Raw genomic sequence first — 16,166 nt, 5'->3', positions numbered from 1 at the left:
GCTTGCGTGAGGCTGGTTGCAACCCGCGGAAAGTTCGACAGGTTCGCGCAAGGAGCATGGTTCAGCTTGGCGGTGAACAGAAGCCGGGCCCAAGCCGTGCGCTTCGCCTTCGGGGACATGCCGTGACCACCACCTTCACCAGCTACAGGCAGATAACGGCCGACCTGACGACGTCGCTGAAGCGCGTCACGGAGAAGCCCGACGTGGCGCGGGAAACCGAATATTATCTCGCCCATATCGGCAATGTGAAATCGATCGACGACTTCTTCGCCGATCCCCGCCTGTATGATTATGCCATGAAGGCTCATGGCCTCGAAGACATGGGCTATGCCAAGGCCTTCATGCGCAAGGTGCTGACCGAAGGCGTTGCCAGCGACGATGCCTTCGCCAACAAGCTTTCCGACAGCCGCTACACCGATCTCGTGAAGTCGCTCAACTTCGCCGCGGACGGCGCGGCCGCCACGGCCTCCGACAAGGCCCGCAAGGGCGTGACGGAGAAATATGCGCGCCAGACGCTGGAGCAGGATGCCGGCGAGGATAATGCCGGCGTTCGCCTGGCCCTCTATTTCGAACGCATGGCGCCCGGCGTCACCAATGCCTTTGGCCTCCTGGCCGACGAGGCGCTGGCGCAGGTCGTGCGCACGATCATGCAGGTCCCCGACGCCTTTGCTGCCGCCGATATCGACAAGCAGGCCGACGCCGTCTCCAAGGCGATCGACCTCAAGGATCTGCAGGATCCGCAGAAAATGTCGAAGCTGATGGAGCGCTTCACGGCGCTCTGGGAGCTGGACCATGCCACGAGCAATTACGATCCCCTGGCCCTTTTCGGCACGCAGAGCGGCTTCGGCATTTCGTCCGATCTGCTCCTGTCCATCAACACTTTGAAGCTCGGAGGTCGATGAGCATGCAAACCGGTCTGTACGTCGGCGTTTCCTCGCAGATTGCGCTTGAAAAGCGCATGAACACCCTGGCCGACAATGTCGCCAACTCCACCACCGTCGGCTTTCGCGCCACGGAAGTGAAGTTCAACACCGTGCTCGGCGATACCCGGCCGACCAAGGTCGCCTTCGTCGGTGAGGGTGCGGAGTTCCTGAACACCTCGTCGGGCGGTCTGTCCCATACGGGCAATACGCTCGATGTCGCCATCAAGGGCGATGCGTGGCTGTCCATCGAAACACCGGCCGGCCCGGCGCTGACGCGCGACGGGCGTTTTTCCCTGACCGAAACCGGCGATCTCGTCACCCTGCGGGGTTACCCGGTTCTCGACGCGGGCGGCGCTCCGATCCAGCTGAACGCCAATGCCGGCGAGGTCGTCATCGGGAACGACGGCTCCATTCGCCAGAACGGCAACCAGGTGGCGGCCCTCGGCCTCTCCGAGGCCAACTTCGCCAACGGTTTCCGTCGCTACGACAATTCCTCCGTGATCCCGACGACCGCTCCGGAACCGGTCGTCGATCGCATGGATGTCGGCGTGATGCAGGGCTATGTCGAGGAATCCAACGTCAATCCCGTTCAGGAGATGTCGCAGCTGATCACCGTCTCGCGCGCCTTCGAGAGCATCGCCTCGCTGCTGCGCGACAGCGAGACCTCGCTGGATGAGGCGATCAAGACGCTCGGTGGCAGCAAGTGACCGTCATCAGCGACCAGCCGCTCGACGTCCGGCAGGCATCGACCGCATTGTCGGCGCTCGCCGGTCTCGTCGATCGGTACTCCAAGGCCGAACATGCCGTTGCGCCCGGCGGCCATGTCCAGACCATTTCGCCCGGTCACTACACCGTCAGCGGCCTGTCGCGCCATGTTCGCCTCGGCGAGTTCGTCGCCCACAAGAGCGCGACCGGCATCCATCTCGGCGAAGTCGTCAAGGTCGAGCCGGAAACCGTTGTCGTCTGCCCGATCGAGCCGGGCGAGCCTATCGGCATTCACGACACGGTCATCCGCAAGGGTGCCTTCCGTGTCGCCCCGACCGCCAGCTGGTGCGGCCGCACCATCAATTCGCTCGGCGAGCCGATCGATGGCCGCGGGCCGATGATGCAGGGCGACGTCCGCCGCGCCATTTCCACCTCCGCGCCGCCGTCCATGACGCGCCAGCGCGTCGAGCACGGCTTCCGCACCGGCGTTCGTGCCGTCGATATCTTTTCGCCGCTCTGCCTCGGCCAGCGTCTCGGTGTCTTCGCCGGCTCCGGCGTCGGCAAATCGACGCTTCTCTCCATGCTCGCCCGCGCCGATGCCTTCGACCGCGTCGTCATCGCGCTTGTCGGCGAACGTGGCCGCGAAGTGCGCGAATTCATCGAGGACACACTCGGCGACAATCTGAAGAAGTCGGTCGCTGTGGTCGCCACCAGCGACGAGAGCCCGATGCTGCGCAAGATGGCGCCGCTGACGGCCATCACCATCGCCGAGCATTTCCGCGATCAGGGCGACAACGTCCTCCTCATCATCGACAGCGTGACCCGCTTCGCCCACGCCATCCGCGAAGTGGCGACGGCGTCCGGCGAGCCGCCGATCGCGCGCGGCTATCCCGCCTCCGTCTTCACGGAATTGCCCCGTCTTCTCGAACGCGCCGGCCCCGGCCCGGAAGGCACGGGCACCATCACGGCGATCATCTCGATCCTCGTCGACGGCGACAACCACAACGACCCGATCGCCGACTCCACGCGCGGTATTCTCGACGGTCACATCGTCATGGACCGAAGCCTGGCCGAAGAGGGCCGTTATCCCCCGATCAACCCGCTGTCCTCCGTCTCGCGTCTCGCGCGCAAGGCCTGGACGCCGGATCAGGAAATGCTGGTCTCGCGGCTGAAGTCGCTGATCCACCGCTACGAGGAAACCCGCGACCTCCGCCTCATCGGCGGCTACCGCGCCGGCTCGGATCCCGATCTCGACATGGCCATCAAACAGGTGCCGGTCATTTACGACATCTTGAAGCAGACACCGGGCGAACGCCCTGCTTTCGACGCCTTTACCGACCTCGCCAATGCGCTGAAGGCCGGAGCGGGCGGACAGCAGGCGCGGCGCTGACGACGGGAAGGAGGCCGGCATGAACGACATGGACGCAGACGAAATCGTCAGGCAGCGCAAGCAGAGCGATCGCATGCCCATTTTCGACAAGGCGCTCGTCGGCACGGGGATCGCCCTTGCGGGCCTTGCCATGTTCTTCCCGTGGTACGCCTTTCTCAATCAGGAGAAATTCGCGCTTCCCGCCCTCTGGAACGGCGCCACGCGGGATCTTCCCGAAAAGATCGGCACGCCGGGCATGGCGTCCGCCCCGGAGGCGTCTCCGTCCGAACCGGCGCAGACACTGGCTGCGGAAACGCAGGCCGCCGTCGATCGGCTCGTCACCGCGACCGTGCCCGCGCCTGCAGCGAAATCGGGAGAGCCCGCCGAGCCGATGCTCGACCAGCCCTTGCCCGGATCGATCACCTTCAAGCTCGTCCACGTCGCCGGCGGTCGCGCCCTGATCGAGGATGTCAGCGGCATGTATATCGTCCGGGTAGGCTCGCCCTTGCCGGACAACAGCCGGCTTGCCACGCTCGAGGAGCGCGATGGCAGCTGGGTGATGATCACGTCCCGGGGAGACGTCTTCAAGGCGGAATGACACGTTCCGCCCTTCCTCATCTTCCGCTTGCATGATGCTTGCACAGGCTCGGCCATCGCCATCGATGGCTTGCAGTGCCATTTGCGTTCTCGTGAACCACTTGGCGCTCGCCCGGAGCCTCGCCATGACGGCCTTTTCACAGTTTGGTCGAAGGCCGTTTTCGTGCGCTCTCACGCGCCGAAAGCCTGCAAATCCGCGCCAGTCCCACGCAAGTTTACAAGCCTAGTGTCTCCAGCAACAAGCATGGAGTCGCATGATGCAACCTATTCAGCTGTTCGAACTGGCATCGAGGCAAGCGCAGTGGCTCGCCGTCCGCCAGAATGTCGTCGCAGGCAACATCGCCAACGCCAATACGCCGCACTACGCATCGAAGGACATCAAGCCGTTCGATAGCGTCATGAAGGAAACCGGCTTTCAGCTGGCGGCTACCAATCCCGCGCATTTTTCAAGCGGTCCCATGAGCAACCAGATCACCGAGACCTCGCTGATCGACGATGGCGAAGTCCAGCAGTCGGGCAACAGCGTCGAGATCGAGAAGGAGCTTATGAAGTCCGGCGAAGTGAAGCGGGATTATGAACTCAACACCGGTCTCGTGAAGTCCTTCCATCGCATGATGCTGATGGTCGTCAGGAAGTAATGGCCATGGATCCTCTCGTCTCCGCTCTCAAAGTCGCAGCCTCCGGTCTCGAAGCCGAGTCCACCCGCCTGCGCATCGTGTCCGAAAACATCGCCAACGCCCGCTCGACCGGCGATACCGCTGGTGCCGATCCCTACCGCCGCAAGACGATCAGCTTTGCCGCCGAAGTGGATCGCGTCAGCGGTGCTTCGAGCGTCGAGGTCCAGAAGCTCGGCGTTGATCAGTCCGACTTCAGCGTCGAATTCGACCCAGGCAACCCGGCCGCCGACGACAAGGGCATGGTCAAGCTGCCCAACGTCAACGTGCTGATCGAAATGGCCGACATGCGCGAAGCCAACCGTTCCTACGAGGCCAACCTGCAGACCACCAAGCAGGCGCGCGACCTCATTTCCCAGACAATCGACCTTCTGAGGGCTTCGCAATAATGATCGACGCAATCAAGACCATCGGTGCCGCGCTCTCTTCCGCCACCGAAAGCACCACGAACGCCACGAGTTCCGCAGCCTCCATGGCCTCGCAGGCGCTCGGCAGCACGTCACCGGCCGGGCAGAGCTTCTCGGAGGTCTTCAGCGGCATGGCATCGGAGATGAGCAACTCGCTGCGCTCCGCCGAAACCTCGTCCATCGCGGGGATCAGCGGCAAGGCAAACACCCGCGAAGTCATCGATGCCGTCATGAGCGCCGAACAGTCGCTTCAGACCGCCATCGCCATCCGCGACAAGATCGTCACCGCCTATCTCGAAATCGCCCGTACACCGATCTGAGGCGCGGATCTAAAGGAATAGTACCATGAAGGCTCTCTCCATTGCCGCCACCGGCATGAACGCCCAGCAGCTCAACCTCGAAGTGATCGCGAACAACATCGCGAACATCAACACGACGGGCTACAAGCGGGCGCGTGCCGAGTTCTCCGATCTTCTCTACCAGACCGAGCGTGCCGCCGGTGTACCCAACCGGGCGAACCAGGCGGTCGTTCCGGAAGGCGCCAATGTCGGCCTCGGCGTCCAGACCTCGGCCGTGCGCAACCTGCACATCCAGGGCAGCCTCGTTCAGACGGGCAACGATCTCGACATGGCGCTCGTCGGCCGCGGCTGGTTTCAGGTCGAAACGCCCGATGGCGAGACGGCTTACACCCGTGCCGGTGCCTTCAACACCAATGATACAGGCCAGCTCGTCACCATCGACGGCTACACGGTCGTCCCCGGCATCACCATTCCGCAAGGGGCCGCACAGGTCACGGTCAGCACGTCCGGGCAGGTCATGGCGCTCATCGACGGCAGCAGCATTCCCCAGACGGTGGGCCAGCTGACGATCGCCAACTTCATCAACGAAGCCGGTCTCGCGCCGCAGGGCGACAACCTCTTCAAGGAAACGCCGGCATCGGGCGCTGCCGTCGTCGGCTCACCGGCCGATCCGGGCTACGCCCAGATCAAGCAGAAGTATCTCGAGGCGTCGAACGTCGATCCGGTCAAGGAAATCACCGACCTCATCTCGGCGCAGCGCGCCTACGAGATGAACTCGAAGATCATCCAGGCGGCCGACGAGATGGCCTCCACGGTCAGCAAGAACCTGAGATAAGCGGCGAAAACGCGAAAGGAGCGGCAGACATGATGTTTCGCCCGATGAACAGGCTGGGGAAGGAAAGGTTGGCGGCGCGCTTCGTGCAGCACGCCACCCGGCGCCTGCTTGCCACGATGCTGTGTGCTGCCGCCTTTTCCACGATGACGATGACCGGCGCGAGCGGTCAGGCCGGAAGTCAGAGCAGCAGCCAGAGCGGCGCCCGGACCGCCTCCAAGACGGCCGTCATCCCCACGGAAACCATCTATCCCGGCCAGACCATCGAGGAGACGCACCTGCAGGTGGTCGCCGTCACCAATCCGGACCTGTCGGGCGACTATGCCTCCGGTCTCGATCAGGTCGTCGGCAAGGTCACCAACCGCACGCTTCTCGCCGGCCGCGTCATCTTCGTCGCCGGACTGCGCGAGCCCTATGCCGTGGAACGCGGCAAGGCCGTGCGGATCGTCTACTCGAACGGCTCGCTGACCATCACGGCCGGCGGCTCGCCGCTCGACAATGCCTCGGTCGGCGACCTCATCCGTATCCGCAACACCGATTCCGGCATGATCGTCTCGGGCACCGTCATGGCAGACGGCACAGTACACGTGGTGGCAAAATGATCTTTTCCATGGCACGGCGCCTCATCGCGGTGGTTGCGGCGCTGGCTCTCAGCCTGCCGCTCAACCTCACCCTCGGCGTCGATACCGCATCCGCCGCGGCGCGCATCAAGGATGTGGCCTCGCTGCAGTCGGGCCGCGACAACCAGCTGATCGGCTACGGCCTCGTGGTCGGCCTGCAGGGCACGGGCGACAGCCTGCGCTCCTCGCCCTTCACCGAGCAGTCGTTGCGCGCCATGCTGCAGAACCTCGGCATCTCCACGCAGGGCGGCGAATCCCGGTCGAAGAACATCGCGGCCGTGCTCGTCACCGCGAACCTGCCGCCGTTCGCAAGCCCCGGCAGCCGTATCGACGTGACCGTAGGGTCGCTCGGCGACAGCACCTCGCTGCGCGGCGGCACGCTGGTCATGACGTCTCTGTCGGGTGCCGATGGACAGATCTACGCGGTGGCCCAGGGGTCCGTCGTCGTCACCGGCTTCAGCGCCGAAGGCGATGCCGCGACGTTGCAGCAGGGCATCACGACGGCCGGCCGCGTGCCGAACGGCGCCATCATCGAGCGCGAGCTGCCAGCGAAGTTCAAGGACGGGGTCAATCTCGTTCTCCAGCTCCGCAATCCCGACTTCTCCACCGCCGTCGGCATGGCCGCGGCCATCAACCGCTATGGGCGCGAACAGTTCGGCGGCCAGATCGCCGAAGCCCGCGACAGCCAGACCGTGGTCATCGACAAGCCCAAGATGGCCGATCTCGCCCGCCTGATGGCGGATGTCGAAAATCTCGTCATCGAGACAGATGTCCCCGCCCGGGTCGTCGTCAACGAGCGGACCGGCACGATCGTCATCGGGCAGGACGTGCAGATCTCGCCGGTGGCGGTGAGCTTCGGCACGCTGACGGTGCAGGTCACCGAAACGCCGACGGTCGTCCAGCCCGAACCTTTCTCGCGCGGCGAAACCGCCGTCGAGCCGAACACGCGGATCGACGCCACAGAGGCCGGCGGCAAGGTCGCCATTCTCAACGGATCCAATCTGCGCACGCTCGTCTCGGGCCTGAATTCGATCGGCGTGAAGCCGGACGGCATCATTTCCATTCTCCAGGGCATCAAATCGGCCGGTGCCCTCCAGGCGGAGCTCGTTCTGCAATGACCGCAACACACACGCTTTCCCCTCGTCTGCGCCAGTTGTTCATCGGTGCCGCCGTCACGCTCGTCCTGACGATCCCGGGCGCCTTCGCCCAGGAGGTTGCTGCACCGTCCGGCACGGGTGCCCCCCAGGGCGGCGAGATCCAGCAATTCTGCACCAACATCGCAGATGCCGCCCGCGACCAGCGCTACCTCCTGCAAAAGCAGCAGATCGAACAGTTGCAGGCGGGCGTCGACGAGCGCATCGCGCTTCTGGAAAAGAAGCGGGCGGAATACGAGGACTGGCGCAAGCGTCGCGACGAATTCCTGAAGCAGGCCGAGCTCAACCTCGTCGATATCTACAAGACCATGAAGCCGGACGCAGCGGCGAGCAAGCTCACGCTGGTGCGCTCGGAAATTGCCGCCGCCGTCATCATGAAGCTGCCGCCCCGCCAGTCGAGCCTCATCCTTAGCGAGATGAGCGATGAAAAGGCGGCCATTCTGACAAACATCATTTCCAGTGCCGCCGATCCGAACACATCGAAGGAACCGTCATGAACATTCGCCTTTCGGCCGCCCTGGCCGCAAGTCTTTTGACCGGTTGCCAGTCGTCGCTGCACGACGTCGGTCGCGCACCGGCCATGAGCCCGATCGGCAGCGGCCTGCAATATACGCAGACGCCGCAGCTCGCGATGTATCCCAAGGAGCCGCATCAGGTAGCGAGCGGATACTCCCTGTGGAGCGACCAGCAATCGGCGCTCTTCAAGGATGCCCGCGCCATGAAGATCGGCGACATCATCACCGTCGATATCCGCATCGACGACAAGGCGAGCTTCGACAACAAGACCGACCGCAAGCGCACCAACGACAGTGGCTACAATGTCGGCGCTGCCGGCAATTCCCAGACGAGCGATTTCGCCTGGAAGGGCAATCTCGATTACGGTTCCAATACCTCGACGAAGGGGGAGGGGACGACGGAGCGCTCCGAAAAGCTCGTCCTTCTGGTTGCCGCTGTGGTCACCGGGGTGCTGGAGAACGGCAACCTGCTGATCAGCGGCTCGCAGGAGGTTCGCGTCAACCACGAACTCCGCATCCTCAATGTCGCCGGTATCGTCCGGCCGCAGGACGTCGATGCGAAGAACATGATCTCCTACGACAAAATCGCCGAGGCCCGTATCTCCTATGGCGGCCGTGGTCGCCTGACGGAAGTGCAGCAGCCGCCTTGGGGGCAGCAGGTCATGGACATCATATCGCCGCTCTGATCGCCGCTGCGCAGACCCGCAAGGGTGGGCAGGAAGCGGATCGGATGGACATCTGGAAGGCACAAGCGAGGCTCTGATGGACGAGATCGAAGGCGGCGCACCGCCGAAAAAGAAAAGCGGCATGGTCATGACCATCGCGGCGATCGCCATCGTCTCGGTGCTCGGCGCCGGCGGGGGCTGGTTCCTCGGCGGCATGCTGGCGCCCGAACCGCTGACCTCGGACGAGGCGCGGGTGCTGGAAGAGGCAAAGGCCACCATCAAGGCTCGGGAAGCGGCGGAGGCGGCCAACGAGGCAGCCCCGGCCGGTGGCGAGCATGGCAAGGCCAAGAAGGAAGACGAGGAAGGTCTCCCGAAGGCCTCGACGGAGGCCAATGGTGTTCTCCAGCTCGACCCGATCACCACCAACCTGTCCTATCCCACGGAAAACTGGATCCGGCTGGAACTGGCGCTCCTTTTCAAGGGCACACCCGACGTCGCCATGGCGCAGCAGATCCACGAAGATGTCGCCGCTTATCTGCGCACCGTCTCCCTGCAACAGATCGAGGGCCCCCGCGGCTTCCAGTATCTGAAGGACGATATCCAGGAACGGGTTGACCTGCGCTCCGAAGGGCGCGTAACGAATGTGATCTTCAGAACATTCGTGGTCCAATGATTCGTCTGGTCGCATTCATAGCCGCCATGGTTGCCATGACGGGGATCGCAGGGGCCCAAGGGTTTCCTTCCCAGATCTTCAACCAGCCGATCGACGGCTCCGCGGCCTCGTGGATCATCCGCACGTTCGGGCTCCTGACGATCCTGTCGGTCGCGCCCGGAATCCTCATCATGGTCACGAGCTTCCCGCGCTTCGTTATCGCTTTTGCGATCCTGCGCACCGGCATGGGCCTTGCGACGACGCCGTCGAACATGATCATGGTCAGCCTCGCGCTGTTCATGACCTTCTACGTCATGGCGCCCACCTTCGACCGTGCGTGGCGCGAGGGCGTCGATCCGCTGATCCAGAACCAGATCACCGAGACCGAAGCGCTCACCCGCATCAGCGAGCCCTTCCGCGAATTCATGCTGGCCAATACCCGCGACCGGGACCTTCAGCTCTTCGTCGATATCGCCCAGGAGAAGAACCAGACCGTGGTCGTGGACGGCCGCGTCGACCTGCGTGCCGTCATCCCCGCCTTCATGATCTCCGAGATCCGGCGTGGCTTCGAGATCGGCTTCCTGATCATGCTGCCCTTCCTCGTCATCGATCTGATCGTGGCGACCATCACGATGGCGATGGGCATGATGATGCTGCCGCCGACCTCCATTTCCTTGCCCTTCAAGATTCTTTTCTTCGTCCTGATCGACGGCTGGAACCTGCTCGTGGGCAGTTTGGTGCGCTCGTTTAACTGACCTTTGCGGCGTAGTTAACCAAGTATTGCGCAGCACGGTGTATTTAGTCTTAATGGCTTTTTCAAATTATTGTTTTCATTGATTAATTTTCCGGCGCTGCGTCGTTTTGCGGCCCGTTGAGCCCGTGTCCCAAAAAGGTGGATTTAAGCAAATCGCAAGCTTTGACTGCGATATTCACCCTACATGACGGGTTTGGTTCTCCTGAGGAATAACAGGTACCGAGTGGCATGATGCCGAACCGTTATCACCGGTAAGTTAGTCCGGTATGTCCCTAAGTTTTTTGTTTTTTGTACCTTAGAGGGACAGTCTAATGACGAGCATCAATACCAACGTTTCCGCAATGGCAGCACTCTCCACGCTGCGCACGATCAACAGCGACATGGAGACGACGCAGTCGCGCATCTCCTCCGGCCTTAAAGTCGGTTCGGCGTCCGACAACGCCGCATACTGGTCGATCTCCACGACCATGAAGTCGGACAACAAGGCACTCGCAACGGTTCAGGACGCCCTCGGCCTCGGCGCTGCAAAGACAGATGTCGCCTACACGGCGATCGATTCTTCGATCAAGGTCGTCGATGAAATCAAGGCCAAGCTGGTCGCTGCCAGCGAGCCCGGCGTCGACAAGGCCAAGGTACAGAAGGACATCGCCGAACTTCAGAACCAGCTCAAGTCGATCTCGAAGTCGGCCGCCTTCTCCGGTGAGAACTGGGTCCAGGGGACTGCGGGCGCAACGAAAGAGGTCGTTGGCGGCTTCAACCGTGACAGCAACAACAATGTGAGCCTCACGACGCTTTCCTTCGACACGAGCAACAGCCTGTTGGTCAAGGTCGATGCCGCGGGCGCCATCGATAACACGGGTGGCAAGCTGTCTGAGAACATCACGTACAAGGACGTTGATCGTACAACGGACGTGTCTCTGAACTTCAGCGTCCTGACCCTCGACGTCAAGACGTTGACGACGCCTGCTGACCTCTCAAAGGCAATTTCCGGTGTGGATTCCGTTCTTCAGAAGATGACGGATGTCGGTGCCGACCTCGGTGCCCTCAACAAGCGCATCGACATGCAGTCGGATTTTATCAGCGACCTGACATCGTCCTTCGACAAGGGCATCGGCCGTCTGGTGGACGCTGACATGAACGAAGAATCGACCCGCCTCAAGGCCCTGCAGACCCAGCAGCAGCTCGGCATCCAGTCGCTCTCGATCGCCAACTCGGAATCGCAGAACATCCTGTCGCTCTTCCGTTAATCGAAGCGGACGGCCTGTAAGGGTCTGGACAAAACGAAAAATAGAAAAGGCCGCGTCTCGCAGGAGGCGCGGCCTTTTCTGTTGTCTGATTCGATTTTTTTTCCGCTTTAGCTGTTCCTTAACCCTGATGGTGTTTTCTGTGCTCATCGAAACAGCGGGTTAACCAAGAGATTTAACACGTTAGCAGGCATGAAGCTGGCTGCTGTTTCCCGGTAAAGGCCGGAATGTCCCTTCCATATTTTCCTGTTCAAGAGGGGCAGATTACAATGACGAGCATTCTGACAAATTCTTCCGCAATGGCGGCACTCTCCACGCTGCGCCAGATCGGCGCGGACATGGAGACGACGCAGGGTCGCGTTTCCTCCGGCCTCAAGGTCGGCGTAGCTGCCGATAACGCCGCATACTGGTCGATCGCAACGACCATGAAGTCCGACAACAAGGCACTCGGAACCGTTCAGGACGCGCTCGGCTTGGGCGCTGCTAAGACCGACGTTGCCTACACAGCAATGGACTCTTCCATCAAGGTCGTCGATGAAATCAAGGCCAAGCTGGTCGCTGCCAGTGAGCCGGGCGTCGACAAGGCCAAGGTACAGAAAGAAATCGCCGAACTTCAGAACCAGCTCAAGTCGATCTCGAAGTCTGCCGCCTTCTCCGGTGAGAACTGGGTCCAGGGGACTGTGGGCGCAACGAAGGAGGTCGTTGGCGGCTTCAACCGTGACAGCAACAACAATGTGAGCCTCACGACGCTTTCGTTTGACACAAGCAACAGCCTGCTGATCAAGGTCGATGCCACGGGCGCAGTCGATACCACGGGTGGGAAGCTTTCTGAGAACATCACGTACAAGGACGTCGACGGTACAACGGATGTGTCTCTGACCTACAGTGTCCTAACCCTCGACGTAAAGACGCTGACGACGCCTGCTGCCCTCTCACAGGCACTTTCCGGTGTTGACTCCGTACTGCAGAAAATGACCGATGCCGGTGCCGATCTCGGTGCCCTTAACAAGCGCATCGGCCTGCAGGCCGATTTCGTCAACGATCTCAGCTCGTCCTTCGAAAAGGGCATCGGCCGTCTGGTCGACGCCGACATGAACGAAGAATCGACCCGCCTCAAGGCCCTGCAGACTCAGCAGCAGCTCGGCGTCCAGTCGCTCTCGATCGCCAACTCGAACTCGGAAAACATCCTCTCGCTCTTCCGTTAAGAGACCGAGGATACGGCGCTCCGGCGCCGTCCGATCCGATCAGGCAAAAGCCGCTCTCGCAAGAGGGCGGCTTTTTTCGTTGTCGAACAGCGGTTTAACGAATTCGTCATCTTCGTTTAAATCTGTTCATGAAGATTGACGCACCGGCGCGTCATTTAAACCTTTGTTAACCATAACGGGATTAAATCATTCTTAACACGACGAGCTGCCGATCGGGTAAATTGGGCAGTGTGCATGACGCCGTTTCGTCGCAGCAGCTTTCAGCCGCATGTCCCCGACGTTTTGACAAAAGGGCAAACCCCAATGACCAGCATCATGACCAATGCCGCCGCAATGGCGGCTCTGCAGACCCTGCGGACGATCAATACCTCGATGGAAGAAACGCAGGCGCGTGTTTCCTCGGGCTACCGCGTCGAAACCGCAGCCGACAATGCCGCCTATTGGTCCATCGCAACGACCATGCGCTCGGACAACATGGCGCTTTCGACCGTACAGGACGCGCTGGGCCTCGGCGCCGCCAAGGTCGATACCTCCTATTCGGCCATGAGCTCCTCGATCGACGTCATCAGCGAGATCCAGTCGAAGCTCGTCGCGGCCAGCGAGCCGGGCGTCGACAAGTCCAAGATCAACAAGGAAATTACCGAGCTGAAGAACCAGCTCGCCGCCGCCTCGCAGTCCGCCTCGTTCTCCGGCGAAAACTGGCTCTACAACGCCAATACGGCCGCTGTCGGCGTCAAGTCGATCGTTGGTTCCTTCAACCGCTCGTCGGATGGCTCGGTTTCCGTCACGACGCTTGACTACGATACAGCCACGTCGATCATGATCGACCTGAAAGATCCGTCGCGCGGTCAGTTGACCAAGGACATCACGGTCGATCAGCCGGACGGTCTGGGCGGAACGACGTCAGCCACCTACCACCTGATCGCTGCACAGGGCGGCGTCGCTGCGCCTGGCACAGTGATCGAACTGAAGACCTCGACGACGCCGCAGGAAATTGCGGGGATGCTCTCCGCGGTCAATTCGATCCTGTCCGGCCTGACGGACGCGGCCTCGACACTCGGCGCCATCACCAAGCGCATCGACCTGCAGGAAGGCTTCGTCGCCAACCTGATCGACGTGATCGACAAGGGCGTCGGCCGTCTGGTGGATGCCGACATGAACGAGGAATCGACCCGCCTGAAGGCGCTGCAGACGCAGCAGCAGCTCGGCGTCCAGTCTCTCTCGATTGCCAACACCAATTCCGAAAACATCCTGCGCCTCTTCCAGCAGTAAGCCGAGACAAGGCCTCCCTTCGTGGGGAGGCCGTCATTCGCCGGAGCCGCGGTCATCGGCTTCGGTGGATCGGTTGGACCGCGCTATTGCCCGAGCGCGGTCCAACACCCTTCAACCCTCGCACAAGTTTGACCCGCTAGTCTCCTCTCGCAGCCCCGTCTCTGGCCGTGCCCTTTTCAGGCGCGCGGTCGAGGCAGAAGATCCCGCTTGTCGCGGGAAGGGGCCGCCGGTGCATCCTGTCCTTGCACTGCCGCTTGCAGCCTTCCGGATCCCGTTCCGCCTGTCTGCTCAACGAGATGTCCGGGCTCTGCTGACACGGCACGGGCCCAGAAGGAGACGGTCGGACGTGCCCATGACCCGTTGTTTCGGCCCCGAAAGCCTGTTGTCCCCAGCCTGCACCGCCCCCATGCGCACCGATGCGCAGCGGCCGATGCCGGAGATGCAACGATGACGGCGCCGCTTTCCCGATATCTCAAAGATTTCAGCGCGCCCAAGGTGGACCTGACGCGCGTGCCCAAGACGTATTTCCACGAACTCGAAGAGCCGATCTCCCGCGATACGCGCCCGGTCGCGAAGCAGCCGCCGGAGCCGGTCATCGATATCGAGGCCGAACGCCAGAGCGCCTATGGCCGCGGCCGCGAGCATGCCGAAATGGAAATGCGCGCCCGCCACCAAGCCGAGATCGCCGCCTTGCGGGCCGAACATGAAGCCGAGTGCGAGACGATTCGTGAACGACTGGAAAACGAGGCCGCCGCGATGATCCATCAACGCTTCAGCGAGATCGGCTCGCTGCTCGCCGACATGATCTCCGAGCAGACGGCCCAGGTTCTCGCGCCAATCCTGCAGGAGCAGCTGACCGAAAAGGCCATCGAGTCGCTCGCCATCGCGATCCGGCATTCCGTCGATGGCGATGCTGTGAAGATCACCGTGCGCGGCCCGTCCCGGATGTTCCAGGCGCTCGAGGCGCGTCTCTCCGACACGGAGGTGACCTTCCGCCACGTCGAAACGGACGACATCGACCTCTCCGCCGAATTCGGCGATTCGATTCTGATGACCCGGCTATCGGCCTGGGCTGATACCGTGCGGAAAGTGATAGCATGAGCGAGAGCAACAGCCATCACGGCAAGAATGAAATCATCATCATCAAGCGGCATGCCCCTGCCCATGGCGGCAGCCATGGGGGCGCCTGGAAGATCGCTTATGCCGACTTCATGACCGCCATGATGGCCTTCTTCCTGGTCATGTGGCTGATCAACGCCTCCAACCCGAAGACCAAGGCCGCCATCGCCTCCTACTTCAATCCGGTCCAGCTGACCCAGCAGGAACCGGCGGAAAAGGGCGTCAAGGCGCCGGCGAAAGACGCGAAGGGCGAGGAGACGCAGTCGCGATCCAAGGTCGATGGCGACCAGCCGAAAAGCGGCGGATCGGCCAAGACCGGTGAGGATGAAGCTGCGACATCGGGCGAGGAAACCAAATATTCCGACGCCGATTTCTTCGAGAATCCCTATTCCGTGTTGTCCGAGATCGCCAACGAGGTCGGCCGCGAAACCAATATCAGCTCGAAAGGGGACGGCGGAGCCTCGACCTCCGGCCCGGCAACGGGTGCCGAGGGTGGAGAAGCCTATCGCGATCCCTTCGATCCGGATTTCTGGACGAAGCAGGTCGAACTGAAGAAGATCGCCGACGCCGGTTCGAGTGCCGCCGACAAGGCGGGCAACGGTGCTGCGGAAAATATCGGCGACGGCAAGAGCGATGCCATGGCGGCTGCGAACGATCCCGCAACCCCGAAGGCCGCGCCGTCGGTCGCCGAGACCAAGGCTGCGACGGATTTGAAAGAGGCCATCGAGAAGGAGATCGGCGGCGCCGCCGGCAAACTTGCCGAAGGCCTCATCGTGACGCCGACCGAAGGCGGGCTGCTGGTCTCGATCAGCGAGCAGAGCGATACCCCGATGTTCGGCCTGGGTTCGGCCGTTCCGGAGCGCGCGACGGTTCTCGCCATGGAGAAGATCGGCAAGCTGCTCTCGACCCGGACCGGCGCGATCGCCATCCGCGGCCATACCGACGGACGGCCGTTCAAGTCGGGTGGCTACGACAACTGGCGCCTGTCGGCCGATCGCGCGCAGAGCGCCTATTACATGCTGGTCCACGGTGGCCTTGCCGAAAACCGCGTCAGCCAGATCAGTGGTTTCGCCGACCGGCGCCTGCAGGTTCCGACGGATCCGAACGCGGCGGCAAACCGGCGCATCGAGATCCTCGTCCAGACGAACCAGGGCTAGGCC

The 16,166-nt window shown here is 62.2% G+C and carries 19 protein-coding genes; all 19 read left to right on the top strand.

Annotated elements, in window-relative coordinates; genetic code table 11:
• Positions 1-122 precede the first annotated feature (122 nt).
• The 19 genes from C8J33_RS09460 (at position 123) to C8J33_RS09370 (ending at position 16,163) form a co-directional block, all read left to right on the top strand.
• The gene (locus C8J33_RS09460) at positions 123-902 is read left to right on the top strand and encodes a DUF1217 domain-containing protein (RefSeq protein WP_110800148.1); all 780 of its coding nucleotides are present in this window, start codon (positions 123-125) and stop codon (positions 900-902) included.
• Positions 903-904: 2 nt separating this feature from the next.
• Positions 905-1,630, top strand: a complete 726-nt coding sequence (flgF, locus tag C8J33_RS09455; RefSeq protein ID WP_110800029.1) for a flagellar basal-body rod protein FlgF — start codon at positions 905-907, stop codon at positions 1,628-1,630.
• Positions 1,631-1,635: 5 nt separating this feature from the next.
• Positions 1,636-3,018, top strand: a complete 1,383-nt coding sequence (gene fliI / locus C8J33_RS09450) for a flagellar protein export ATPase FliI (protein ID WP_110727797.1) — start codon at positions 1,636-1,638, stop codon at positions 3,016-3,018.
• Between the two features lie 19 nt (positions 3,019-3,037).
• Positions 3,038-3,595, top strand: coding sequence for a flagellar protein (locus tag C8J33_RS09445; protein WP_132663863.1), 558 nt, complete (start codon positions 3,038-3,040; stop codon positions 3,593-3,595).
• Between the two features lie 256 nt (positions 3,596-3,851).
• Positions 3,852-4,232, top strand: a complete 381-nt coding sequence (gene flgB / locus C8J33_RS09440; protein WP_092935977.1) for a flagellar basal body rod protein FlgB — start codon at positions 3,852-3,854, stop codon at positions 4,230-4,232.
• A 5-nt stretch (positions 4,233-4,237) separates the two neighbouring features.
• Positions 4,238-4,657, top strand: coding sequence for a flagellar basal body rod protein FlgC (flgC, locus tag C8J33_RS09435; protein WP_132440318.1), 420 nt, complete (start codon positions 4,238-4,240; stop codon positions 4,655-4,657).
• Positions 4,657-4,995, top strand: a complete 339-nt coding sequence (locus C8J33_RS09430) for a flagellar hook-basal body complex protein FliE (protein WP_110800027.1) — start codon at positions 4,657-4,659, stop codon at positions 4,993-4,995. The genes flgC and C8J33_RS09430 overlap by 1 nt, the downstream gene beginning before the upstream one ends.
• 25 nt (positions 4,996-5,020) lie before the next feature.
• Entirely contained in the window at positions 5,021-5,809 is a 789-nt protein-coding gene (gene flgG, locus C8J33_RS09425) for a flagellar basal-body rod protein FlgG (RefSeq protein ID WP_110800026.1), read from the top strand.
• 29 nt (positions 5,810-5,838) lie between these two features.
• Positions 5,839-6,408, top strand: a complete 570-nt coding sequence (gene flgA, locus C8J33_RS09420; RefSeq protein WP_245507098.1) for a flagellar basal body P-ring formation chaperone FlgA — start codon at positions 5,839-5,841, stop codon at positions 6,406-6,408.
• 8 nt (positions 6,409-6,416) lie between these two features.
• Positions 6,417-7,544, top strand: a complete 1,128-nt coding sequence (locus tag C8J33_RS09415) for a flagellar basal body P-ring protein FlgI (protein ID WP_110733423.1) — start codon at positions 6,417-6,419, stop codon at positions 7,542-7,544.
• Entirely contained in the window at positions 7,541-8,077 is a 537-nt protein-coding gene (locus C8J33_RS09410) for a MotE family protein (protein ID WP_110800025.1), read from the top strand. Before C8J33_RS09415 ends, C8J33_RS09410 begins: the two co-directional genes overlap by 4 nt.
• Entirely contained in the window at positions 8,074-8,781 is a 708-nt protein-coding gene (flgH, locus tag C8J33_RS09405; protein ID WP_113149157.1) for a flagellar basal body L-ring protein FlgH, read from the top strand. The genes C8J33_RS09410 and flgH overlap by 4 nt, the downstream gene beginning before the upstream one ends.
• A gap of 76 nt (positions 8,782-8,857) precedes the next feature.
• Positions 8,858-9,433: a flagellar basal body-associated FliL family protein gene (locus C8J33_RS09400; RefSeq protein ID WP_110732953.1), complete on the top strand. Its 576-nt coding sequence runs from the start codon at positions 8,858-8,860 to the stop codon at positions 9,431-9,433.
• On the top strand, positions 9,430-10,167 hold the full coding sequence (gene fliP / locus C8J33_RS09395; protein ID WP_092932144.1) for a flagellar type III secretion system pore protein FliP: 738 nt from the start codon (positions 9,430-9,432) through the stop codon (positions 10,165-10,167). Before C8J33_RS09400 ends, fliP begins: the two co-directional genes overlap by 4 nt.
• A gap of 310 nt (positions 10,168-10,477) precedes the next feature.
• Positions 10,478-11,413, top strand: coding sequence for a flagellin (locus C8J33_RS09390; RefSeq protein ID WP_132663861.1), 936 nt, complete (start codon positions 10,478-10,480; stop codon positions 11,411-11,413).
• A 266-nt stretch (positions 11,414-11,679) separates the two neighbouring features.
• Complete coding sequence (locus tag C8J33_RS09385) at positions 11,680-12,615, top strand: flagellin (RefSeq protein ID WP_132663859.1); 936 nt, start codon at positions 11,680-11,682, stop codon at positions 12,613-12,615.
• 303 nt (positions 12,616-12,918) lie between these two features.
• The gene (locus C8J33_RS09380; protein WP_110800021.1) at positions 12,919-13,887 is read left to right on the top strand and encodes a flagellin; all 969 of its coding nucleotides are present in this window, start codon (positions 12,919-12,921) and stop codon (positions 13,885-13,887) included.
• A 447-nt stretch (positions 13,888-14,334) separates the two neighbouring features.
• A complete protein-coding gene (locus tag C8J33_RS09375) occupies positions 14,335-14,988 on the top strand; it encodes a hypothetical protein (RefSeq protein WP_132663857.1) in 654 nt (217 codons plus the stop codon).
• On the top strand, positions 14,985-16,163 hold the full coding sequence (locus C8J33_RS09370) for a flagellar motor protein MotB (RefSeq protein WP_132663855.1): 1,179 nt from the start codon (positions 14,985-14,987) through the stop codon (positions 16,161-16,163). Before C8J33_RS09375 ends, C8J33_RS09370 begins: the two co-directional genes overlap by 4 nt.
• Positions 16,164-16,166 lie beyond the last annotated feature (3 nt).

Origin of the sequence: Rhizobium sp. PP-CC-3G-465 (assembly GCF_004343445.1) — a bacterium.
Taxonomy (GTDB): domain Bacteria; phylum Pseudomonadota; class Alphaproteobacteria; order Rhizobiales; family Rhizobiaceae; genus Ferranicluibacter; species Ferranicluibacter rubi.
The sequence above is the reverse complement of the archived record's forward strand: the minus strand, read 5'-3'. Positions and strand labels throughout refer to the sequence as shown.